The sequence below is a fragment of the Mycobacterium sp. 1482292.6 genome (assembly GCF_001672995.1).
Classification (GTDB): Bacteria; Actinomycetota; Actinomycetes; order Mycobacteriales; family Mycobacteriaceae; genus Mycobacterium; species Mycobacterium europaeum_A.
On the sequence record NZ_LZKV01000011.1, the window covers coordinates 1 to 21048 of the forward strand.

Annotated in this window: 12 protein-coding genes and 1 pseudogene; 7 read left to right on the forward strand and 6 right to left on the reverse strand. The window is 62.8% G+C overall.

From position 1 onward, the window contains the following. On the forward strand, nucleotides 1-210 hold a 210-nt coding region (locus A5624_RS28405), incomplete at its 5' end, for a type II toxin-antitoxin system Phd/YefM family antitoxin (protein ID WP_197507997.1). A gap of 157 nt (nucleotides 211-367) precedes the next feature. On the opposite strand, the gene A5624_RS26995 is transcribed toward A5624_RS28405, so the two are convergent. Beyond that, on the reverse strand, nucleotides 368-1114 hold the full coding sequence (locus A5624_RS26995) for a TetR/AcrR family transcriptional regulator (protein WP_082990435.1): 747 nt from the start codon (nucleotides 1112-1114) through the stop codon (nucleotides 368-370). Between the two features lie 1723 nt (nucleotides 1115-2837). Here A5624_RS26995 and A5624_RS00245 point away from each other — a divergent pair. From A5624_RS00245 to A5624_RS00260, 4 genes and pseudogenes are all read left to right on the forward strand, one after another. After that, complete coding sequence (locus tag A5624_RS00245) at nucleotides 2838-3422, forward strand: HAD family acid phosphatase (RefSeq protein WP_232002159.1); 585 nt, start codon at nucleotides 2838-2840, stop codon at nucleotides 3420-3422. 155 nt (nucleotides 3423-3577) lie between these two features. After that, nucleotides 3578-3850 (forward strand): annotated as a pseudogene (locus A5624_RS28775) (transposase); the annotation flags it as partial. Between the two features lie 185 nt (nucleotides 3851-4035). Continuing rightward, complete coding sequence (locus tag A5624_RS28410; RefSeq protein ID WP_197518884.1) at nucleotides 4036-4671, forward strand: hypothetical protein; 636 nt, start codon at nucleotides 4036-4038, stop codon at nucleotides 4669-4671. A 1118-nt stretch (nucleotides 4672-5789) separates the two neighbouring features. Then, nucleotides 5790-7325: a hypothetical protein gene (locus A5624_RS00260; protein ID WP_156748688.1), complete on the forward strand. Its 1536-nt coding sequence runs from the start codon at nucleotides 5790-5792 to the stop codon at nucleotides 7323-7325. On the opposite strand, the gene A5624_RS29365 is transcribed toward A5624_RS00260, so the two are convergent. The 4 genes from A5624_RS29365 to eccCa are packed head-to-tail and all read right to left on the reverse strand — an operon-like array spanning nucleotide 7322 to nucleotide 15910. Further along, on the reverse strand, nucleotides 7322-9052 hold the full coding sequence (locus A5624_RS29365) for a MinD/ParA family protein (RefSeq protein WP_082990437.1): 1731 nt from the start codon (nucleotides 9050-9052) through the stop codon (nucleotides 7322-7324). The genes A5624_RS00260 and A5624_RS29365 overlap by 4 nt on opposite strands. Before the next feature lie 29 nt (nucleotides 9053-9081). Beyond that, the gene (gene mycP / locus A5624_RS00275; protein ID WP_066859708.1) at nucleotides 9082-10458 is read right to left on the reverse strand and encodes a type VII secretion-associated serine protease mycosin; all 1377 of its coding nucleotides are present in this window, start codon (nucleotides 10456-10458) and stop codon (nucleotides 9082-9084) included. Beyond that, complete coding sequence (gene eccD, locus A5624_RS00280; RefSeq protein ID WP_066859711.1) at nucleotides 10455-11879, reverse strand: type VII secretion integral membrane protein EccD; 1425 nt, start codon at nucleotides 11877-11879, stop codon at nucleotides 10455-10457. The genes mycP and eccD (A5624_RS00280) overlap by 4 nt, the downstream gene beginning before the upstream one ends. Beyond that, a complete protein-coding gene (eccCa, locus tag A5624_RS00285; protein ID WP_197508018.1) occupies nucleotides 11876-15910 on the reverse strand; it encodes a type VII secretion protein EccCa in 4035 nt (1344 codons plus the stop codon). The genes eccD (A5624_RS00280) and eccCa overlap by 4 nt, the downstream gene beginning before the upstream one ends. A gap of 112 nt (nucleotides 15911-16022) precedes the next feature. Between eccCa and eccD (A5624_RS00290) the strand changes: the two genes are divergently transcribed. Then, nucleotides 16023-17519 (forward strand): type VII secretion integral membrane protein EccD, encoded by a 1497-nt coding sequence (gene eccD / locus A5624_RS00290; protein WP_066859720.1) that lies wholly within the window; start codon nucleotides 16023-16025, stop codon nucleotides 17517-17519. Between the two features lie 165 nt (nucleotides 17520-17684). Here eccD (A5624_RS00290) and eccB read toward each other — a convergent pair whose 3' ends face one another. Further along, nucleotides 17685-19205 carry a type VII secretion protein EccB gene (gene eccB / locus A5624_RS00295; protein ID WP_232002161.1) on the reverse strand — a complete coding sequence of 507 codons (1521 nt, stop codon included), beginning with the start codon at nucleotides 19203-19205 and terminating at the stop codon, nucleotides 17685-17687. 103 nt (nucleotides 19206-19308) lie between these two features. Between eccB and eccE the strand changes: the two genes are divergently transcribed. Next, nucleotides 19309-21012 carry a type VII secretion protein EccE gene (gene eccE / locus A5624_RS00300; protein ID WP_232002162.1) on the forward strand — a complete coding sequence of 568 codons (1704 nt, stop codon included), beginning with the start codon at nucleotides 19309-19311 and terminating at the stop codon, nucleotides 21010-21012. The last annotated feature ends 36 nt before the right edge of the window (nucleotides 21013-21048 follow it).

Consider the following 21048-nt stretch of genomic DNA (forward strand, 5'->3'; position numbering starts at 1 on the left):
CACCATGCCCTAGCCATCATCGATTGCCTTCTGAGCAAGGCCTGTGAGTCGCCGCAGGTGACCCACACTGGCGCGATACCCGATCGCATCGGCATCCGGCAATTGCGAATCGATCTCGGCAACTACATCGACCGCGTCGCGGCCGGCGAAACCATCGACGTGACCCGCCGCGGACGGGTCGTGGCGCGCCTGCAGCAGCCCACGAACTGACGGCGGCCACCCGAGCCAGCTCTTCACAGCAATAGCCAGCCAAACTTCGCGCCGCAAACACCCCGTGTGAACGGTGAGGGAACGGATCCCCACGACCTGCGCTCGACAGGCCGGAAAAGCCAGCACGACTAGGGCATCGACAGCTTGGTCAGACCGGTTAGCTCGTCGCCTCGCGTAAGCGTTTCAAGCTAACGCGCCGGGGCGGCGTCGTCGCGCGTTCGCCCGGTTTCCGCCCCTTCGAGGTATTGTCGGTTGCATCGCGTCTTTTGTCGGCCCGTGTGCGCTTCGGCTTATTAGCGGGTGTGGGGGGCGGTGTTGGGCGGAAACTGTATAAGAGCTTATCGATGACAGTCAGGGCTTCGTGCCGAGCTGTGACGGGATCGTCGGATTCTGCGATCGTAAAACACATTTCAGCCAATGCGCCGCGCATGGTGGCCACCACCATGGTCGATGTGTAATTGCTAGCTCCGGCCGGAGCCAGCGTAGCGGCGAATTCGCGAGTCAAGTTGCCGTAGTAGTCCGCGTCGAGCTCTCGCCAGCGTTCCCAGCCGATCGCGGCGGGGCCTTCTTTGAGCACTACCATTTGGTACGCGGGTTGGGTGCAAGCGTCTAGAAATGCTGTGATGCCGGCTCGAATGCGTTGCCAGGGCTCGTCTTTTCGTTTGATCGCATCTACTGTTAGCAGATAGACCTCGTGTTGGAGGCCTTCGAAGACGGCCATAAACAATCCCAGCTTGCTTCCGAAGTGATGCTGCAGAGCTCCACGAGTGACGCCTGCATGTTCACAGATCTGCAGACCGGTAACATCGGAATACTGGAATTGAGAGAATATTTCGCGTCCGGCTGTCAAAATGTCGGATCTGGTGGCCTCGGCGTTGCGGTCGCGCCGGTTCGTCACGGGCATCCCCTCCTCGCACCTGGGTGCATACGTGGTGAATCTTAGATTCAGTGTATGACTTCAGTCGCTTCTGCCGTCAGTCGCGGATGAATTCTTTGTGGCGCATGAGGAAGTCGCGAGAAAGCCATCGTGGGGGATGTCAGGCGCCATGTAGTGGGTTGGGTGGCGACTGGTGTAGAGATTGGTGATGTGGGCTCGTCCATGAGATCGTCGAGCAGGTGTTCGTCCGGCGTGATGGCGGTGAGAACCAACGCCGCCGTAGCGGCGCAAGCTCGTCCGACGGTGACCACGGCAAATCCACAGGAACGCAGGGAGATGCGAGTTCGGTTGTGAGCTGCTTGAGGTTTGGCTTGGTGAGTAAATGCACAGCCGGCCGCAGTGCCGCCTAACCCTCACCTTCGCCCCCGCTCCGCGCAAGATCACCGCGACCGCAACCCACGACCCAACGAGAGCAATGAGCGGGCCACATCATGACTCGCCAAGGGCTCCGGGGACCGCCGTTCCACAACCAGCATCAAGCCCACACCACGTTCGTCACAACCCTTGCGAGGCTTCGATCGCCGCTCAGCGAACAGTAGAATTTCTTGACTTCCTCGAAGATGGATCCGTTATGCCAGGGAAGGTTTAAGGGTGGATAGTTGCCCAGCGCTGGTCAGGTTAGCGGAGATCGAAGGTGAGCGCGGCTTGTCGCCCAAGGCATTTGTGCGTGCTCTGGCACTCAACGGAGCAGGGGTGCGCCAGGGCCTCAAGGGCACATTCGATCTTATGAAAGGGGCGACGAATATCTTTCTCGGCGGGGGCTTCAGGCCGCTGTACAGCGACGGCACCAGCGGTCAGGTGAGGCATTTCTGCGGGGTGCTCGGGGCCTGTGGCCGCATCGGACCTAGTCTTACGCGGCTTCTTTCCATTGTGGTTCGACACGACAGTCCTCGTTCGGCTGATGTCATCTAACGGACGCTGCTATAGCGCGTTATAGATCGCTGATAAACGGCTCAGTGCCAGTTCAGGAGGCTTCCGATTGGATCCGCGTGCATGTTTGCGTCGATACGACTGGGACCGACAGCTTTTAACCACCCGTACACGAACAACTCTCGGATCGCAGAAGTCAGCGCCCACCACCTTCTACGGTGTGGTCATCCATCGCCCGCATAGTATCGGCGGAGCTCAACTCGTAGCGATGACGCCAAGGCTGTGGTCACTGCGCGTGCATCGGAATAGACGGATGACGAGCGGTCCGCTTGTCAGTCGCAGTAAGGCACGTGAACGGATCGGCGTGGGTTTCGACAACCGCCGTCGGAGGACCTTCTCGCGGGCCGTTTTCGGCACGGCGGCCGGCACGCGACGCCCTGCAGAGACACCGCTGCGGGCCACCGCCTCTCGATCCGCCCGTTTGTGGGCACCGCTCCGCGTAAACGCACTTGGCCGCCCAGTCGCCGCCGTACAGACCTCCCTGCCGCACTTACTACGAACCCAACGCGCATCAATGGCGGTCAACTGGACTCCGGCACGACATAGTTGCCAGACGGCGCCCTCTGAATCAGAAAGAGATGGGAGCAGTACCATGCGCGTCAGATCACCCTTGGGCATCATATGGAGCCATGAAAGAACGCTGAACCATGTCGTTCTATGTGCCGCTGTGGCTTTCGTTGCAGCCGGGCCCAGTGCCCGTGCCGAGCCAGACCCTAAAGTGTCTTGGCGATACCTTGGAAATATCGGCGATGTGAAAAGCATGGCGACGCAATACCATGATAGCGGTGCATACGAAGCGGACCTTGCAGCCGCCGCGACGCCGGCGATAGATTGGATAACCGCAGAAGCGCCCAAGGTGGCCAAACCTGCCGTCGTATTCGACATCGATGAGACCGCATTGTCCAACTGGGTTGCGATTAAGGCCGACGACTTCGGCATTGTCCTCAACGGGCCGTGCGACTTCCCTCCCGCCGGTCCGTGTGGGCTCAACGCATGGTTCGATCGTGGAGAGGACCCCGCAATCGCATCTTCTCTTGAAATTTTCAACACTGCAAAGGCGTACGGCGCGGACATTTTCCTTATCACTGGCCGCTCGGAACCACAGCGTGGCGGCACAGAACGTAACCTCGCGACGGTTGGCTACATCGGCTACAAACAGTTGATCATGGAACCGGCTGGGGAGCACTTTGTGTCCGCTACAGATTTCAAGGCCCCGCAGCGGCGGGCAATAGAGCAGCAGGGCTATTTGATCATCGCCAATATCGGCGACCAGCCATCAGACCTAAACGGTGGCTTCTCTGAACGGACATTTCAGCTTCCCAACCCCTTTTACCGGCTGCCGTGAGTGACTGGGTCACTCCAAACTGTTGGCGGGTTCTCATCACGTTTGAGCTCGATGCTCGATCGCAAAGTATCGGTTTGGCCTGATCCCGTTTGCTTGATGCATTGCTTATGAGAGTTTTGCAGCCCACGACGTGGGCAGGAAGGCTCATCAAGATCATGGCGACGAGGAAGCGGCCCAGCCCTGAGCAGATTGTGCGCAAGCTGTTGGCGGCCGATTGGCTGCTGGCCGAGGGTAAGGACACTGCGGCGGTGTGCTGCGAACTGGGTGTCTCCGAGGGCACCTACCATCGGTGGCGAAACTAGTTTGCGGGTTGAACGACGAGGACGCCTGAACGCCTCAAAGCCCTCGAACGCGAGAACACCACCTTCAAAAGCCCGGTCGCAGACGTGGTGTTGGAGAAGAGCGCGCTGTGGGAGATCGCGAAGGGAACCTTCTTTCCGGCTGACAGCGTCGAACAGCTGATCCTCGCGCACCTGGACGTGGCGCCCCAGACTCAGCCAGCTGCGTCCCGGGCTCCCACCGATTCTAGATTTAGTAGTCGCCAAAGGAATGGCCAAAGATCCCCGCGGACCGTTGTGATAGCGCCGGTGCCCTCGTTGATCAAGCAGATCTCTTGCGTCTTCGCGCAATTGGATTATCGGATTCTGATCCCGTCCGGCTTGGCTATGTCGATTGGCTTCCTGCGAACTTGTTCGAGCGGACCGCGGCGGTAGCGAATGTCCACATCGACACCTGGGTGCTGCCGTCACATACCCAAGTCGCCCGGGTCGCCGAAGGCGGCATTGACCTGGCGATCTGTTGGGTTCAGCCTCCCGAACTCGACGAGTACGGCCTCGAGGCCCGTGTCATCGGCGCGCAACAGCTCCGGGCGACCGCTGTCAGCGGGGATGGCTGCGCGGTGGCAGCAGCGGACACTGTGGTCATGCTCGACAGCGACTCCACCAGCTGGTCTTCCTGGAATCGCTACGGCGAGTTGTTCTCTACCCACACGGGCGCCCAAACGGTACACATCAGCGATGGCGGAATTGCCGGCGCCATGTTTTTCGAGCACGTCCGCCGCTTGGGTCGGCCGGTGCTCAACTCCCCGAAAGCCCAGAACGCCACGGTGCCTGCAAACCTAATGCGGCGCACCATAACTCCGCCTGCACCATACTGGACGTGGTCACTGGTATCAAGATGTTCGGTATCACCCGGACCACAGCTACCTGTAGTCGGCATTCTCGCCGCTGTGTCGTGGCGTGGGAGTTGAAGCCTCTCACCAAAGAGGAGGCGTGTCGTGGCGGTGGCGTCTCGGTGAGGACACGATTGAGGAATCGCTGGGTCAACGGATAAGGCTATGTGCCCTTGGCTCAGCTCGGTCGCGGGCCCGGGGCTTCGCGGTTCAGGCAGGGAGGGTTCGGCGGTGGTCTTGTCAGTTGTTCCTGCCGGGCTAGCGGCTTTCGCTGCTGCCAACAGCGCTGCGGCGGACATGATCTCGGCGGCAGGCTCGGCCGATTCAGTGGCACGGCTGGGTGCCCTGAGCCATTCGGAGAGCGTTGGCCCAACGGTGCCAAAGGACAGTCCTCCCGACGATGACACCGACGTCGATAACGCCATCGAATCAGTGTTGCAAGACCCGCGGGTCTTGACCGCCTTTGGGCCGCGGGTTGGGATTTTTCGTAGGTCAACGTCAATGACCTCGGCGAATTCGCGGCGCAGAACAGGAGCGGGCGCAGAACAGGATAAGTCTCGATGCCGTGCTGATCGGGCGGAAAACCTCAACCAGCAGACAATGTGGGTCAGTTATCGGAGAGGGCTCCCTTCCGCTATCCAATCAACCCCCACCAGGGGCAAACCCGAACCCTCGACCGCCCTATCCGGTGAAAAAGGCAATGATCGAAACGTGTGATGCGCCTCAGTCAGGCGGTGTGTTAGGTGCCCGCACCTTCCCCGGGGATGAACATCTGGGAATCAGGCATTCGACGAACACCGGCATTGGCGCGCATTGGGAAGGTCGGGCCTTGCTCACAGTAGTTCACGACCCCTACGGACACGACCATCGTTGGTCACGTGACGGATGGTTCGTTCACGAGGCTCGGCTGTTGCGACTTTTGGAGCCACGTAAACACTTTAACGTTCGCATCCGTCTCCGCGGGTCGCGGATCCCCCGCGATAGCGTCGCGTGGATTGGTGGGCTTCGGATCTGGCGCACTGCGTCAGTAGATGAGCCGTTTAATGAGGAATCCGGTTGTGTCACACCCTATTAGGGGACAGTGCACTGTTATCGCCTGGTGCACAACAGATTTCGGCCGCCATAGCTATATGGTTAGGTGTGGAGGTTTTTGCCGTGGCCGTGTGTTTTCTGCAGGTTGATCACGAGGTGAGGGTGTGACGGAGCAGGGATCGGAAGCGTCGGAAGCCCGGGTGGATCCCATTGCGTCTGAGCCGACATCCTTAGCCACCGAGGGTATTTCCGGTACTTCTGAGGCTTCGGCGCAGGATGCGCAGCAGCTGGTGGAGGAGATTGCGCTGATTCTAGCCGGGGACGCACCGCCTGATTTCGATGCGCTCCGAGCGGTGTTCAGCGTGGCCGGGGACGAAGAGATCGTTGATGTGGTCGCTGACACCCCTGGTGGTGCGGTTGGAGTGCCCGTCGAGGTCGGGGCGATGCAGCGGGCGCGGGCTCATCGCGAGTTGACAGCGGGTGAACAGGGCCCGTGGCTGAGGTTGCTACTCCATGTCGACCGCGGCGGGATGGTGCAGGCGGGATTCGACTACGGGGACACGATGATTCCGTGGGAGCATCTTCTGTCCGGCGAAGCGTATCTGGTTGATTTGGAGCGTTATCCGCGTGCCGATGTTGCGTTGTGGCTGATGGCACACATTGCCTACGAGGGTCAGCAGGTGCGCACTGCGGCACAGGCAGCGGAGGCTCAGGCCGGTAACGGGGTGGGTGGGCGTGCGGCGCCGCGACTAGCCGACGATGAGATTCCGCCGCTGCCGGAGCTGTGGTCGCGAATGGCGGCGCTGGCGGCGGTGTGCGGCGGATCCGATGCGCCGCTCGGACCACGCATTAACCCGACCTATTGTGTCTATCGCGGTGGTCGTGGCGGGTGCACGCTGGCCCGCCTGCCCGACGGTCGTGCGGTATTGTCCGGCGGCGCTGATGATTCGGTGCTGTTGACGGCGGCGTATTGGGGTGTGATCGATTTTCCTGAGCTATACCGCGGCGCGCCACGCTGGGTGCACAATTGGTACCTCGATGAGCGGGTCGCCGATGGCCTGCTGTCGTTTTGTTACTGGTGGGACGGGGACCATTGGTACAGGGCCGATATCCGCGAGACGCCAGAGCAATGGGAGCCGGTCGACGAAATCGTTGATGCGATGCCCGACCTGGACACCGCCGACCATGCGGCCCGCCTGGTTGCCGACATGGTGTCGATCGCGGGGACGACGGCCACCGACGAGACACTGACGGCGGCTCGGGAATTCATCGCTGCCGCCGAGGCGCTCGTGGCCACACCGCGATGTCTCAACAGGTTGTTCCCAGATGGCGTTCCCGCTGGATTCGACTTCGCCGAAGCGCTCGCCCAGCTCGACGCGGCCGGTGTGCTGCTTCCCGCCCATGCACGCATCGGGGCCGAGGTCGCCAAGCAACTGGTCGCCGATTACTGCCGCGTAAACCGAGTCGAGACCGCCGATGACTCGCTCGATCGGCTGGAGGCGACCCGCATGGACGCTGGCTGGCACGTGTACTTTCCGGCCGCCGAAGGCGAGATCGCGATCGAGCGACCGGCGTTCTTGGTCGCCGACGACGGCGTCGTGCAGACCGCAACGTCAGGGCCGACAGCCGAGGCAGCCTTCGCGTTTACCACCCGCTTTGCCGCCAGGACGCGGGCCAAGGCGATTTCAGCGCCAGGCTAGCGGGGCCGCGAGAACTTTTCTGACACAGCGCCGGCCAGTTCGAGGTAAGCGCGCATGGTCTGGGGCTTGAGCAATCCGAAATCGAAATCGGAGCCCGCGGCCAAATGCCGTTCGAATGGAATGACGTGCGTCGACCTGCACCGGGCCGCGAAGTGTTCAACTACCTTGTCTAGCTTGACCGCCGCGGAACCCGGTTTCGGTGCGGTCAATACCACATGGGCTTCGCGCACCAACGCGGCGTGACCGTGCTGAGCAAGCCAGTCCAACGTCGCCGAGGCGCTGCGTGCCCCGTCGATAGCCGGCGACGTGACTAGAACGATCGCATTGGCCAAGTCGAGGATTCCGGTCATCGCCGAGTGCATGATTCCGGTGCCGCAGTCGGTGAGAATGATGTTGTAGTAGTGCCGAAGAATGTCCATCGTGCAGCGGTAGTCGGTCTCGCCGAACACCTCCGCCACTTCAGGGTCCTGCTCGCTGGCGAGCACCTCCAGTCGGCTGGAAGCCATTCGGGTGTGATTGCGAACGTCGGCGTACCGCGTGATGTTGGGATCCCGCAAAAGATCCCGCACGGTCGACGTGTTCGATGTGTCGGCGACGCGTTCCGCCAGAGTGCCCCGGTCCGGATTTGCGTCGACAGCAATGACCCGGTCGGTACGCACTGTCGCCAACGCCGAGCCCAGACCCAGAGTTGTTGTCGTCTTTCCGACTCCACCCTTGAGGGATATCACCGCGATGCGGAAATCACCGGCGATCGGCTGTCGGATCTGCTCGAGCAGCGCCTGCCGTTCACGGTCTTTGCGGGACAGACCTGGATTGATGCGACCGCCGGTGACCTTGTACACCACCGCTCGCCACCCCGACTCCGGCGCGTGCCGGACCTTGTTGACGATCTCGGCTTCGTCCAGCGGCGGTGGGACCTGAAACGATTGCTGCGCAACGTGCTCGGTAAGTCGCTGCTGTATTGGACCACTCGGCACCGTTGAACTCGGTGGGGCGTCGTCGTGCCCTTGTCGGTTCGGCGCCGCCTGCTCGGGCGGAAGCAACCACGGCAGTGGGGCTTGCCAGCCGGGCGGCAGCGGCGGTAACCCAGGCGGCCACTCCGGGGGGGTTTGCCAATCGCGCTGCGGCAGGGGTAGCCCGGGCGGCCACCCAGGCGGCGGTGGTGGCACGGGGCCAAGGGGTGTCCGCACCGGGGCTGCCGGCGGCTCGTCACGGTTAACGGCCGGTGAGCGGGCTTCCGATGCGTCGAACTCCGTGCCCACCGGAGAGGTAAAAGACTGCCACGGAGGTAACGCCATTTGTCTGGTGGAGCTTGGCCTGTTCGAATCGTCGTCGACGACGACGTCCTCCGTGGCGTCCTCCAAGGTCATCGACTCGAATTCGTTATCATCCCAAGGTTCCTCGTTTCCATCCGACGACATGTCGTCGACCGATTCCGGTTGCTGTGCCTGCTTTTGCAGCCGCTGGGCTGCCACTTGGGCCATCAGGCGGGCGGCGCGGCCTTCGATTTCATCGATGTCGCCAGACCCGGTCGGCGCAGTCTCGTCGACGGCCGCCGCGAAACCCCATGTTTCGTCCTGAGACTCGTCGCGCACGGGGGCGTGCGCGTCAGGCCGGTCGATGTCCTCAGCATCACCGTGTGACGTAAGCGTTTGTGCCCAAGACCCTTCGGAGGAAGGTAGGTGAGGACCTGCCGAGGCCTGATCCGCATTGAATCGATTGTTCATCACACCTCTAATTCTGTCGCCGCTTCGATTCACTTTCGGTTGCCGGTCGCGCCACCGATCACCACTATGGCGATCACCGCCAGCGCCGCGCAGGCTGCGACGACGCCCAGCACAAGGTCGCGGCCTCGGCTAACGACCGCCTCCCGCGGGGTCGGAGCGGTAATGGCACGGCCGGCAAAGGGAGCCGGTGCCTCGGTGGCTGGTGGCACGACGCGTGATAACGCGGCGATCGGGTCGACAACTCCATAGCCGGTCGCCGCGTTTGGCCCGGCCGCCGGTGTCTGCGCCGTGCGTTTGATCCGCTCCATGACCTCTGCGGCCGACATTTCGGGAAAACGCGATCGCATGAGGGCGACGACGCCGGATACAAAGGGGGCAGCGAAGCTTGTGCCGTTAACCGGCACCATGCCGCGCTGCGCGTCCTGCCAGGCGTTCATCAGCCCAGGCGCATTGGGGCTCAGCGAGGTCAGCTGCTCGCCCGGTGCAGCCACATCCACCCATGGTCCGTGCAGTGAGAAATCGCTAGGTCTCCCGTCCGGCGCCACCGCGCCGACGGTCAGGACATAGTCCTGAAACCACGGCGGGCTCGCGATCGTGCGCACTGAATTCCACGCGTCGGTCAGCGGAAGATTGGGGTCACGCACCTCGTTTTGCGCACTGCAAAGACCCTGTGAGTCAACGTTGCCGGCGGCGGCCACGACGACCACGTTCCGCTCGAACGCGTAGCGAACCGCTTGTCCAAGTGCGGCGTCGTTCATGCCGGCGCCCACCGGCGCGCATGCTGTCTCCGACAGGTTGATCACCGTCGCACGCAGATCCACGGCGCGGACGATGGCCAGCGCCAGGGTCTGCGTGCTTCCATAGCCCGGCGCCACCGCATTCGGATCGTTTTGTGCAGAACCGGCTCCGTGCGCCGAATACACATTGCTGTTCTGGCGGATCGACACTATGGTGGCGTCCGGCGCTACGCCGGCGAAGGCGTCGTCGGGATCCGGAGCGGCGGCAATTAGACCCGCGACCACGGTGCCGTGGGCGTCGCAATCCTCCAGGCCGTCCGACGCCGAAACATAGTCTCCGCCGCCTTCTAATGAACGCAGCCGGGGATGGCGTGACACACCCGTGTCGATCACTGCGACCCTCTGCCCGGCGCCGCGCGAAAACCTCCATGCTGCGCTGTAGTCGAGCATGGTGTCGGCATATGGACGCTGCCGGAACGCGCTGCCAGGAAACGTTGCACCGACGCCACAGGCGGCTTTCTGTTCGGTCGGGTCCGGCGGAGCGACGGGCCCGCCGGGTGGTGGCCCTGGCGGTACCAGCGGAGGTTCGACGGCGAGCGCTGGTACCGGTGCCGTGGCCGATCCCGCGATGAACAGGATGACGGTCAAGACCGCCACCGCGCGAATCATGCCGAGCCCCAGCGCTCGTAACCGTCAACCACCCATAAGGCCAGGGGGATCAGCGCGGCGACGACCAGGTAGTGCAGGTAAGCAAGCAACGCCTGGAGCCGTTGGGGCGCTCGCCCGGGCCGGGCCGTGGCACCGATCACCGCAAACACCACAGCCATTACTAGCAGTGCACCGAACGTGACGATGGATATCGGGCGGCTACCGTTCTGTGCCAGAAGACAACTCAATACCGTCAGGGCTACGGCTGGTGCCGCTAACGCCGCGCGCTCCACGACGGTGATGGGCCGCTGCGAGTGGAGTGCCAACGTCGCGGCGCAGGCCAACGCGAAAATCGCGCCAGACCACCGGACCGGCCGCACAGATATCAGGACGACAACCGCACCGAGCCCAGCGCTTAGCGCCAATCCTGCGTAGAGCGCCGACCGGGTGAACGTCTCTGAGCGCACGCGAGCCCACACATCGTGGCCACGTGACGGATTCCCGGACGTGACGTCGCTGCGGCCGTGACGGCGCCGCAGCGCCGCGACCCGAGGGAAACGGCGGGTCGCGCTGGGCACCGCGAGGCAAGCCAGCGTGGCGACGAGTGCCAGGCCGACACCAGCCACGCTGGTGCCAAGCCCTGCGGCGTACAGCGCCAGCGCGATTCCACCTAGGGCGCAGATCACTTGAAAGACAAGGTAACCCCAATGGCCAGTGCCTACAGCGAGATGCAGAACGGCACAAAGTGCCGTCATTGCCGCACAGCCGGCCGCCAACCCGTAGCCGCCTAACCCGTGAACCGCTACCCAGGTGACCGCACCGGCGATCGGCAACGCCGCCCACCCAAGCGCCGCTGCGATATCGCGCTGCGCGTAGCGGCGGTAGGCCAAAGCGGCCGCTCCTACCAGCGCCAGGGCCACGGTCACCGACCACGCCACCAACGGAGTGCGCTTGGCCGCGAACGTATTTGACAGCAGCAGGTAAACCCAACCACCGGAAGTGAGATACACGCCGGCGAACGCCATCCAACGCGCCGCAGTGCCGTCCCATCCGGGATGGGCGGCCTTGTTCAGACGCGCGGCCGCGTCAACCACGTCGTCGTAGAGCGTCGGCGGGGTCAACGCACGCTTGGCGGTCAGCCGCAGTAGTTCGCCCTCGGCTACGCCGGCTTCGCGCAACGTGCTGTCTGGCGGCAGCGGCGTCTCTCCGTCGTGCCGGTTGAGCACCCAGATGTCATTCTTTGCCTCCGTGATGGACGGGTCCTCGGACGCGTCGACCTCGCGCGGCGCCGTCAACTTCACCAAGTGCGGAAGCAGGACGACGATTGGCACATCGAGCGGCAGTGATACATCCACCTGAGTTCGGCTGCTCAAGAACGACAACCGCACCCGTTGAGGCGCGGGAGACATGACGCCAACGTCCGTCGCCAAGGCACCTGTCATAGGTCGGGCATCCAGGAAAGTTGGATTACGTCACTTTTCGTCGTCCGGGAGATGAACATCCCGCGTCCCGGCGGCATCGGCTGCGCTTTGTAGCCGAACAACGCGCCCTCGTCCTTGGTGCCGCTCATTACCAGGCCGTTGCACGAAAGATCCTTGAGTCGGCCGAGGATCGGATCCATCATGGCTCGCGCGGCGCCGCCGATCCGTCGAGTGACGACGACGCGCAGACCGATATCCCGTGCCTGCGGGAGGTATTCGATTAGTGCCCCTAGGGGGTGATTGAGCGATCCGCCGGGAATCAGGTCGTAATCGTCGATCAACACATAGAGATCCGGGCCTTGCCACCACGAGCGTTCTTTGAGCTGCTGTTGGGTGATGTCGCTGGGCGGCAGTCGGTCCTTCAACGATGCCGCCAACGAGGTCATCAGCTCCGCGCACGATTGTGCAGCCGTCGCGTATCCGCCGAGATAATCGTTGTCGACCACGCCGAGCAAGGTGCGCCTGAAGTCGACCAGTACGATCCTGCACTCTTGCGGTGAACTGTTCTCCATCAGGCCCTGGGCGATGTTGCGCAATAATCCGGTCTTACCGCATTCGGTGTCCCCAAGCGCGACCAAGTGCGGTTGCACGTCGAAATTCAGTACAACAGGGGCTAATTCGGCTTCACTGATGCCGATGGCCACCTTTGCCTTCCCGAGGGCGTCTGCCCGGCGGGCGAAGTCGACGACAGCGGTTCGGTCCACATTATGCGGAAGCATGCGCACCGGCGGAGCCTGCCGGTCGCCGTACAGCTGGCGCACCGCCTCGCAGGCAGCGGCGGCCCCGGTGGGTAGGTCTTCGACGTCGGAGCTTGAGTCCAGTCGCGGCAACCCGATCAAGATGTGTAATCGCTCCGCGTTCATCCCGCGGCCGGGTCGGCCAACCGGAACTAGTTCGGCCCATTTACGGCCGATGTCGCTGTCGATCGGGTCACCCATGCGCAGCTCGACACGGCTGCCAAGCATGTCTTTGACGGCGGGCCGGATTTCCATCCAGCGGCTGGCCGCGACGATCAAGTGAATACCGTAGGACAGGCCCTGGATCGCGATGGCCTGCAATGCCGGCTCGAGCGCTTCGAAGTCACTCCTGATTGTCGCCCACCCGTCGACCACCAGTACTACGTCGCCGAACTTGTCCTGGCTCAAGGGATCTGTGGCGGCGATGTCGGGATGCGCCGCCGCCAACTGGGCCTTGCGTTGGCGGAAATCTCGCATCGATTCGATCCGGAGGTCTCTGAACCGCAACTCCCGCTCGCGCAGCAGCCCGCTGATTTCGGCAATGGTGCGCCGAATGCGGTCGGCGTCCATGCGCCCGGCCACGCTGCCCACGTGCGGAAGGCCCGCCAGGCTGGCCAGGGTGCCGCCGCCGAAATCAAGGCAGTAAAACTGCAGTTGTTCGGGAGTGTGCGTGGCGGCCGCGGCCATGATCAAGGTGCGGATCGCTGTCGACTTGCCCGACTGCGGGCCGCCGACCACTGCGACATTGCCGAGAGCACCTGAGAGATCAACCGCCAGTCTGTCGCGACGTTGGTCATAAGGGCGGTCGACTACCCCTATCGGTAGCCACAACTGCCCGTTGATGTTGCGAGGATCATTCCACGGCGAATAGAGCAAGAGGTCGTTGACCGCGGGACTAGCCTCCAGCGGCGGCAGCCACACTTCGTGTGCCGGGCGCCCGTGGCCTCGCAGGCGACTTACCACGACGTCGAGCAGGGTGATTTTCGTCGGCCCGGAAGACGTTTCGGTCTCGGCCACGTCAGCGGCCTCCTCGATCGGTGCAGGTGCCGCGGGGTCCGTCTCGACAGGGGTGGCGGTGAACAGTTTCGGCGCCTGGGCACCGAGCAGTGATACCCGCCCGCTTCGTGACGAGATGCGGGGACTGACGTAGTCACCAGATACGTAGGAAGAATTAAACCGAATCGGCTCATCCGCGTCGCACTTCAAGAAGGCCGAGCCCGGCACGCTGGGCAGGTGGTAGGCGTCGGGAACGCCGAGCACACTGCGTGATTCACCTGCCGAGAAGGTCTTGAGTCCGATCCGGTACGAGAGGTGGGAGTCCAGCCCGCGCATCCGGCTCTCTTCGAGCCGCTGCGACGCGAGCAGCAGGTGTATGTGCAGCGATCGGCCGAGTCTGCCAATCATTACGAATAGTTCCGCGAAATCTGGCTTTTGGGACAGCAACTCGGAGAACTCGTCGACCACGATGAACAACGCTGGCAACGGGTCCAATTCAGCGCCGTTGGTCCGGGCGCGTTCGTACTCGGTCACGTTGGGAAAGTTACCCGCCGAGCGCAGCAACTCCTGGCGGCGGTTCATCTCGCCGGCCAGTGCGTCGCGCATCCGATCGACGAGCGTGAGTTCCTCGTCGAGGTTGGTGATGATTGCGGCGATGTGTGGGACGCCCTCCAGCCCGAGAAACGTTGCCCCACCTTTGAAGTCCACCAGAACCAGATTCAACACTTCCGGTGAGTGCGACGTGATCATCGCCAACACCAGCGTGCGCAGGAATTCAGACTTACCTGAGCCGGTCGCGCCAATGCACAATCCATGAGGGCCCATGCCGCCCTCGGCGGACTCTTTGATGTCCAGTTCGAGCGGTTGGCCCGACGGGGTATAACCGACGGGAACCCTTAAGCGTCGCCGTGGAGTTAGTTGTCGCCACACGTCCTCGGGGATGAGTTCGGCGGCGTCGGGAATTTTCAGCAGGGCCATCAAACCGGGATCGCTGGCGCGGGACTCCGAGTCGAGGTTGACGAGATGGGCAGCACCGCCGAGCTGGTACCCGCCGAAGACGCGGGCGGCGGCCTCGGCTTCGGCCAGTGTCAGGCGGTCTGGAGTGGCAAAGCGTTCGGTGCCGGCCGCGGTGCGTGCGGCCACGTCGTCGTTTTCCACCACCAATTGCAGGGTGCGCGCCGACGGACGGTCTCCGCGAGGGCCATTAAGGTCGAGCACCGTGACGCTCTCCAGCCCGGCGTCGGTGATCAATCGTTCATCACCGGTGACGTAGCCGTCGTCGATGACCACGACTAACTGCTTGGCACCCTGCTTCGGTTGAGCGTTACGGTTGAACCGTCCCCGCTCGGCGAGCTCGAATGCCAGCGAATTTTCCAATAGTTCCAACGACGGGTACAGCATCCGCATGGTGCCGCACCCGTCACGCGCCGACGGGTGTTGCGCCTGGGGCAGCCACTTCACCCAGCTCCAGCTCGGACTGTCCGGGCTGGCCGTCACCACTGCGACCTGCAGATGGTCTGGGCCGTGGAAGGCGCACAATTCCAGAATCATCGCCCGCACCAACTGCTGACCGAGTTGGCGGTCACCATCGAAGCTGATCGTGGGAAAAGCACGGAGCGAAACAGCCGTTGGCAATGCGTGGACCACCGAGTGCGTGCTGACGAAGCGCCGCAAGGCATTTGTCGAGACGGGCTCCAAGTCTTCGGGTGGTCCCGTCTCTGGGGCGATCAGACGGCTGGCCAGCCGCTGAGTCCCGACGCCGACGCGAACGTGGCAGAAGTCGTGGTCGGTGGGGCGGCGTTCCCACATCCGGCGTGTGCCGGCCACCTCGATAAGAGTTCGTGGGTCTGGATGGCTCCACTCCAGAGCGGCGCGCTGGGCTGCACCGGTTTCTTCGGCGTCGCTGCGCAGCCCGGCCAAGTAGGTGAAGAAATCCTTACGTTCCTCGTCGAGTTCTGCGGCGGCTTTCCCGGGTTTGCCGCCAGCACCGCCGCCCATGAACATGCCGGCCATGGACATGACCATCATCATGGGGAAAATGAGGAACGTCGGATTGCGGCTGACATCACGGCCGCCCACCGTGACCATCAGAGCGATCATCCCGACGACCGCGACAGCCATCATCACCGGCATCAGCTTGGTCAACAAATTGCCAGGGATGATGCGTGGCACTTCCGGAGGCGACTGAAGCTGGACCTCTCCGCCGGGCATTCGCGGCGGCGCGATGCGCAGGCGGCGAACGAACCCTTGCCGTGCCAAGCCACCTCCTGTGTGAATGCCTGCCCGCGGAGCCGGTTCACTCGATGAGCACCCGAAGGTCATTCAAAGGTATTGTCGCCCTGAATTGTTCGTCAGAAGGGGGCGCTGCCCGATGACGTTGCCGCCATCATTATCCGAGCTGGATTCTGAGTCAACCGATGAGCATGACCTCGGCCGGATCACCGTCGTGGTCGGTGGACTGCTGATCGACGTCGCCGTGCCCACCGGCGTGGCCACTTCGGCAATTGTTAACGACGTAATCGAGTTAGCCAACGACCAGCTTCTCGTTCAAGCCGGTGTGGATGTCAAAATCGATAATTCCGAGGGTAAGTGGATCTTTACGCGCCTGACAGGTGACCATATTGATCCGGGCCGGTCGTTGGCCGAAGCGGGTGTCCATGACGGCGAGCTCCTAGTCGTAGGCAAGGCGGGCGCACCCGCGTCATCGTCGCTGGCTGACAATCTGGAAGACATGCCCAGTCCGGGCGACCATCGCTGGCGGTGGTTCGCTGAGCAACTTTGGAGGTCAGGGTGGTTCGCCACCGGCATCGTCCTCTCGGCTGCCGCCGCCCTACTACTTCCTCGCGTCGCCCCTGTAGCTGGTTTCGCCGGCACGCCGGCTGCCGCTGTGTCCGCGTTGCTGGTTGGGGTCGGCTATGCGGTTGGCGCATTCGTGATTTCGTTCCGGTCCGGTGACGCATGCAAGGCGGCGTGGCTGGCGGTGACAGCGCTCCCGTTGATTTTCGGCGGCTCGCTAGATGCGTTACCCGCCGCCTACGGCGTGAACGCCCTGCCCATGGCTATGTCCGTGACGGCGTTGGTGGCGTTGTTGCAGCTGCTGGGCTCCGTTCGCGGCCGAACGCTGTATACCGCGGTGATCGCGGCTGCGGTGTTAGGTGTTCCAGCCCTGCTAGCGCAGTTGTTGCTGCACCCGAATCCGCGAAGTGTGGGAGCGATTTTGGCGACCGTCGCGGTCGTCGTGGTCTACGTCGCCCCCCGAGCCACGATCTTGGTGTCTGGGCTGCCGGTGCCGCGCGTTCCGACGGCTGGTGAGCCGCTTGACGATATCGAGACGCAAATCGGCAACGCGGTCGAGGGCGTCAATGCGGTTGGCAAGCAGGTCATCCCCACCGAGGAAGGGATGGTCGAGCAGGTGCGGCGGGCAAGGGAGTATCTGACCGGGTTAGTGGGCGCCGCCGCAGTACTCGCTGTGGTCGGCTGCTATTTCGCTGCTGGCGTCGCGGATGAATTCTTCTGGCAGGGGGCGGCTTTCGGTTTCGTGGTAGCAACGGTTCTGTGTTTACGGGGGCGCAGCCATCACGACCTGGTCCAGTCGGCGGTGCTGATCGTAGCTGGTTTGGTGATCGCGTTGGCCGTCATCCTCAAGACGGCCACTTTCGTCAAGGACTGGCAGACCAATGCCGCCGTTATGTTGGTCGTCTTGACGGCACTCTTGGTGGTGTGCGGGCTAATCGCGCCTGGCCGAGAGTTCTCTCCGGTAATGCGGCGTCGGGTTGAAGTTTTCGAGTACATTGCTATCGGATTGATATTTCCATTGGTTTGCTGGATTGTCCGGCTCTACGCTTTCTTTCGCGAGATGCGCATCTGATGTCGAAGCTGCATGGTAGGCAAAACCTCTCAACAGATTCACTTTTGGTTGCACCGAACGCTGCGGAGAGAAAGCGCGCGACTCATTGGTAGCCAGTGCCTCCGACTTGTTAGACAATGGCTCCGTTGGCGTGCAGGGGTTCCGATGAAGGCGCGGGGTCCGAGATCAGTGCTTGGGTGGTGTGACTGCATGGCCGTTAGGATCGGCCGCCATCCCGTCGTGGGCGATCAGCGCTGCCTGCGGGGATAATTCGGGTCCGGGCGGAAGTAACCTCAGTACCGACCACGGTGCCGCCTGAGGCATTGCGTTGGTGCTGCCGGGCCGTTTGACTCCGACGACGCCCAACGCTGTCGCTGCAGCCTGGTCGGGGATATGGAATCGGACACCGAGGTCGTTGACGTAGAACGATTGGCCCAGTGCCGAGCTGTCGGGACCGTCGGCGGAGGCTTGAACGTATTCCCCAGTACCGGGTTTGAGGTACACGCTGTCAAGCCCGGGTCCGCCGCCATCGGCAGTGGCCAGCTGTACCGGCTGCGCACCGCCGGGTAGCGGTAGGCGGCGTCCGACGAGCAGGCGGGTGGTTGCCTCGCCCGGCGAACTATTGCGCTGCCACGACATGCAAACCACGCGGTCCGGGTCCGTATGTACGAAACGCGGTGCCGTTGCCGGGTAATGGTTGACAGGTAAGTTGTGAACAACTGGCACGTCCCTGACGATGGCCGGGGATATGCCGATCGGCTCTGACACCGCAGGAGAATTGGGGTTACCGTACCGGATGATGTCGGCGGTCGCGGGGGAGATGGGTTGTAGCCCTTCTCTCAGCACCACGTAGAGCTGACTACCTCGCGAGTCGACGGTTCTCAGAATCGCGCCGACCCGGTAGGTCTCCGGCAGATAGGTGGTTGGCTCCGCGACGTTGGGGATGACGATCGGCACGATCGGTTCGACCAACGGGAAGGCGTTGAGAAATCCCGGCGAAGCCGGTCGAACTTCGCCGTCGGCCAAGCGCAGTGCGTTGTACAGAGTGGGATCGATGGGGTTAATCTCAGCCCGTACGCCGTTATATATGAGGTATGTGGTGTCGTTGGCTTTGGCGAGCAACGTCTGCTCGGGTGCAGCGGCCCGGATGTCTTCGCCAAACGCTGGGTCGTTTGCGAGCACCGTAGTCTCGACCATGGATGCGCCGGCCAGCTCAGAGACGGAGGGGGTTTGGGTGGAATCACATACCGTCCATGAGGACATCGCCATGTTCTCGCCACCGTCGATTCTGCTAGGGGCGCCCAGGATTCCGACCGCCGGGCCCAATGCGACGGTGTTAAGGAACTTGTCATCGACTTGTTGTGGCGGATCGCTCTTTCCCGCGATCAACCGTGCTGACGCCAAGTTGAGGGCGGGGTGCAGCCGGTCGCCGATTCGGATGAACAAGGTCCCGTTCGACTTGCTGATCATTATCGCCGAATCACCGAAGCCGGGCGCCGGCTTGAAGAACGCGAGCACTCCGGCCGCGCCGCAAACGACCATGGCCACGACCACCCCCGTCAACAGCGCACGCATCTGTCCGCGCATGGGGTCGTGGATCATCCGTGAGTCGGCACGGATCAGTGCGTGTTCAATCCGCCGAATCAAAAGGCGGTATCCATTTACTTGCGCGCGTGTAGTGACTTGCGCTGGCATGGTGGCCCCCATCAGAGTTTCGGCAGAATGCCTGACGGCGATATCAGCTTACTTGCATGGCCCGCCAACCGGCCGGAGTCCGAAATCGGTTGGCACGCATGAAGGGGACTAGTCAGTGAACGGCCATGACATTAAGCGGCGGCTCGTGAGGCATCCGCTCACGCATGCGGGTCCATCTGTATCGGCGGTGATCGTGCCGCAACGCTTGCTGCCCTTTACCGACTTGCTGGTGCTGGAATTTTTCGTCGCCACTGGCGTCGCCGTCGAGACTTCGCTCAACGGGCCTCGCTGGTACGGTGTGGCGGCCGGCGCGGCAGTGGCGTTGGCGTTTGTGACGAGAATCCGCGGATGGTCGATGCCGCGCTGGGCATCGGAGCGACTGGGCTTTTGGTATGAACGACGCCGCCGCAAGCGCAGCGCCGGGGGCAGCGATCCGTTCGACGCGGAACAATCCGACGGGTCGAGGATCGGTTTCCAGTGGGACGGCAAAGTCCTGATTTCCGTGGTGCGCGTACAGGAGAACAGTCCGGTAATGACGGTCTTGGAACCGGCGGTCACGCCGCCTGGCGAGACGGTTTCGGCCCAATTGCTGGCGGATAGCCTGGTGCAGTTCGATATTAGGCTGGACTCTATCGATGTGATTAGCCAAGGTGCACGATTGCGCCGCCGCGGCCAGATCGGGTCGGTCTACGAGGCGGTGCTGGGACCATTGCCGGCGGTCGCCCAGCGCTCGGTGTTGGTAACGGTCCGTTTGGACCCGACATTGTGTCCCGATGCGGTGCGCAACCGAGGGGGTGGCTGGCAAGCCATTGTGCGAACGGCGGCTACTGCCACCCGGCGGGTTGCCAACCGGCTGTCCGATGCGGGGTTGCGTGCGCAGATCATGACGGCCGACGAAATCATGCAGGCCACGAGCGAAATGTCACATGGCATCAATCCGAGCGCCATTGAGGAAACCTGGCGCGCCTGCCGCACGGCTAGGTTGGAACTGCGCAGCTACCTTCTTAAACCTGCAATGCTTGCCACTGATGCCATCGGACTGCTGTGCGCGGTGCCGAGTGATTCGACGACGGTGTGTATATCGCTGCGTCGTGACGAACGCAATGGCCTGATCAAGGTTCGTGGCCTGGTGCGGTTTGATGGCCAAGGACAGCCCCGGGTTCAGCCGCTCGGCCTGGGGCGCTTGGCCGGCAGACAATATGCCGCGCTGATCTCTAGTTTGCCGTTGCCGTCACCGCGACGGTCGGTGCCGAACTGGTACTTCCGGAATGGCGTTGAGGCGCTTGGGGACCTCGAGTTATCCGTGTCCGGATGCGGTCAGGTGGTCGGGGCGGACGAGCACGGACGAGCTGTTGCCGTGGCGCTATTTGGCCCGAGTGTGAGTCGGGTGGAGATCTGCGGCACGTTGCATCTGGCTCAACAAGTGGTGCTGCGGTCCTCGGCGTTGGGCGCCTGGGTCCGGGTTCAGACCCGCCGGCCCGTCGCGTGGCGGGGAATGGTTCAACAGGTCGGTGACCCTAGTCTTCTGAGTGTCAACGACAGCGACGTTGACTCGATGAGTGCCCGCTCGGATCGCGACTATGGGATCGAAATGTTCGACGGGGTCGCAGATCCGGCGGTTCGCGACGGGGTGACGACGATGGTTGTCAGAGCACCGCACGCCGAGCCATCAACGGATGCCGATGTTACCTTGCGACTGCTTGATCACAATCGCGACCTCCTCCAGGTGTGCACCCGGTCAGCCTCAGCGATGGTGACGATGGTGGCCACTCCCGACGAGATGCGTTATATCAAGTCGTCGTTGGGCATGTCGGACTGACTATTAGTGGTGATCGACGGGACGCGCAGGGAGGGG

What these genes read in the sequence shown, in the direction of transcription:
- eccD (WP_066859720.1), top strand. Translation starts at nt 16,023, where the DNA reads ATGACGTTGCCGCCATCATTATCCGAGCTGGATTCTGAGTCAACCGAT.
- mycP (WP_066859708.1), bottom strand. Translation starts at nt 10,458, where the DNA reads ATGATTCGCGCGGTGGCGGTCTTGACCGTCATCCTGTTCATCGCGGGA.
- eccB (WP_232002161.1), bottom strand. Translation starts at nt 19,205, where the DNA reads ATGGGGGCCACCATGCCAGCGCAAGTCACTACACGCGCGCAAGTAAAT.
- A5624_RS26995 (WP_082990435.1), bottom strand. Translation starts at nt 1,114, where the DNA reads ATGCCCGTGACGAACCGGCGCGACCGCAACGCCGAGGCCACCAGATCC.
- A5624_RS29365 (WP_082990437.1), bottom strand. Translation starts at nt 9,052, where the DNA reads ATGAACAATCGATTCAATGCGGATCAGGCCTCGGCAGGTCCTCACCTA.
- A5624_RS00245 (WP_232002159.1), top strand. Translation starts at nt 2,838, where the DNA reads ATGGCGACGCAATACCATGATAGCGGTGCATACGAAGCGGACCTTGCA.
- eccD (WP_066859711.1), bottom strand. Translation starts at nt 11,879, where the DNA reads ATGACAGGTGCCTTGGCGACGGACGTTGGCGTCATGTCTCCCGCGCCT.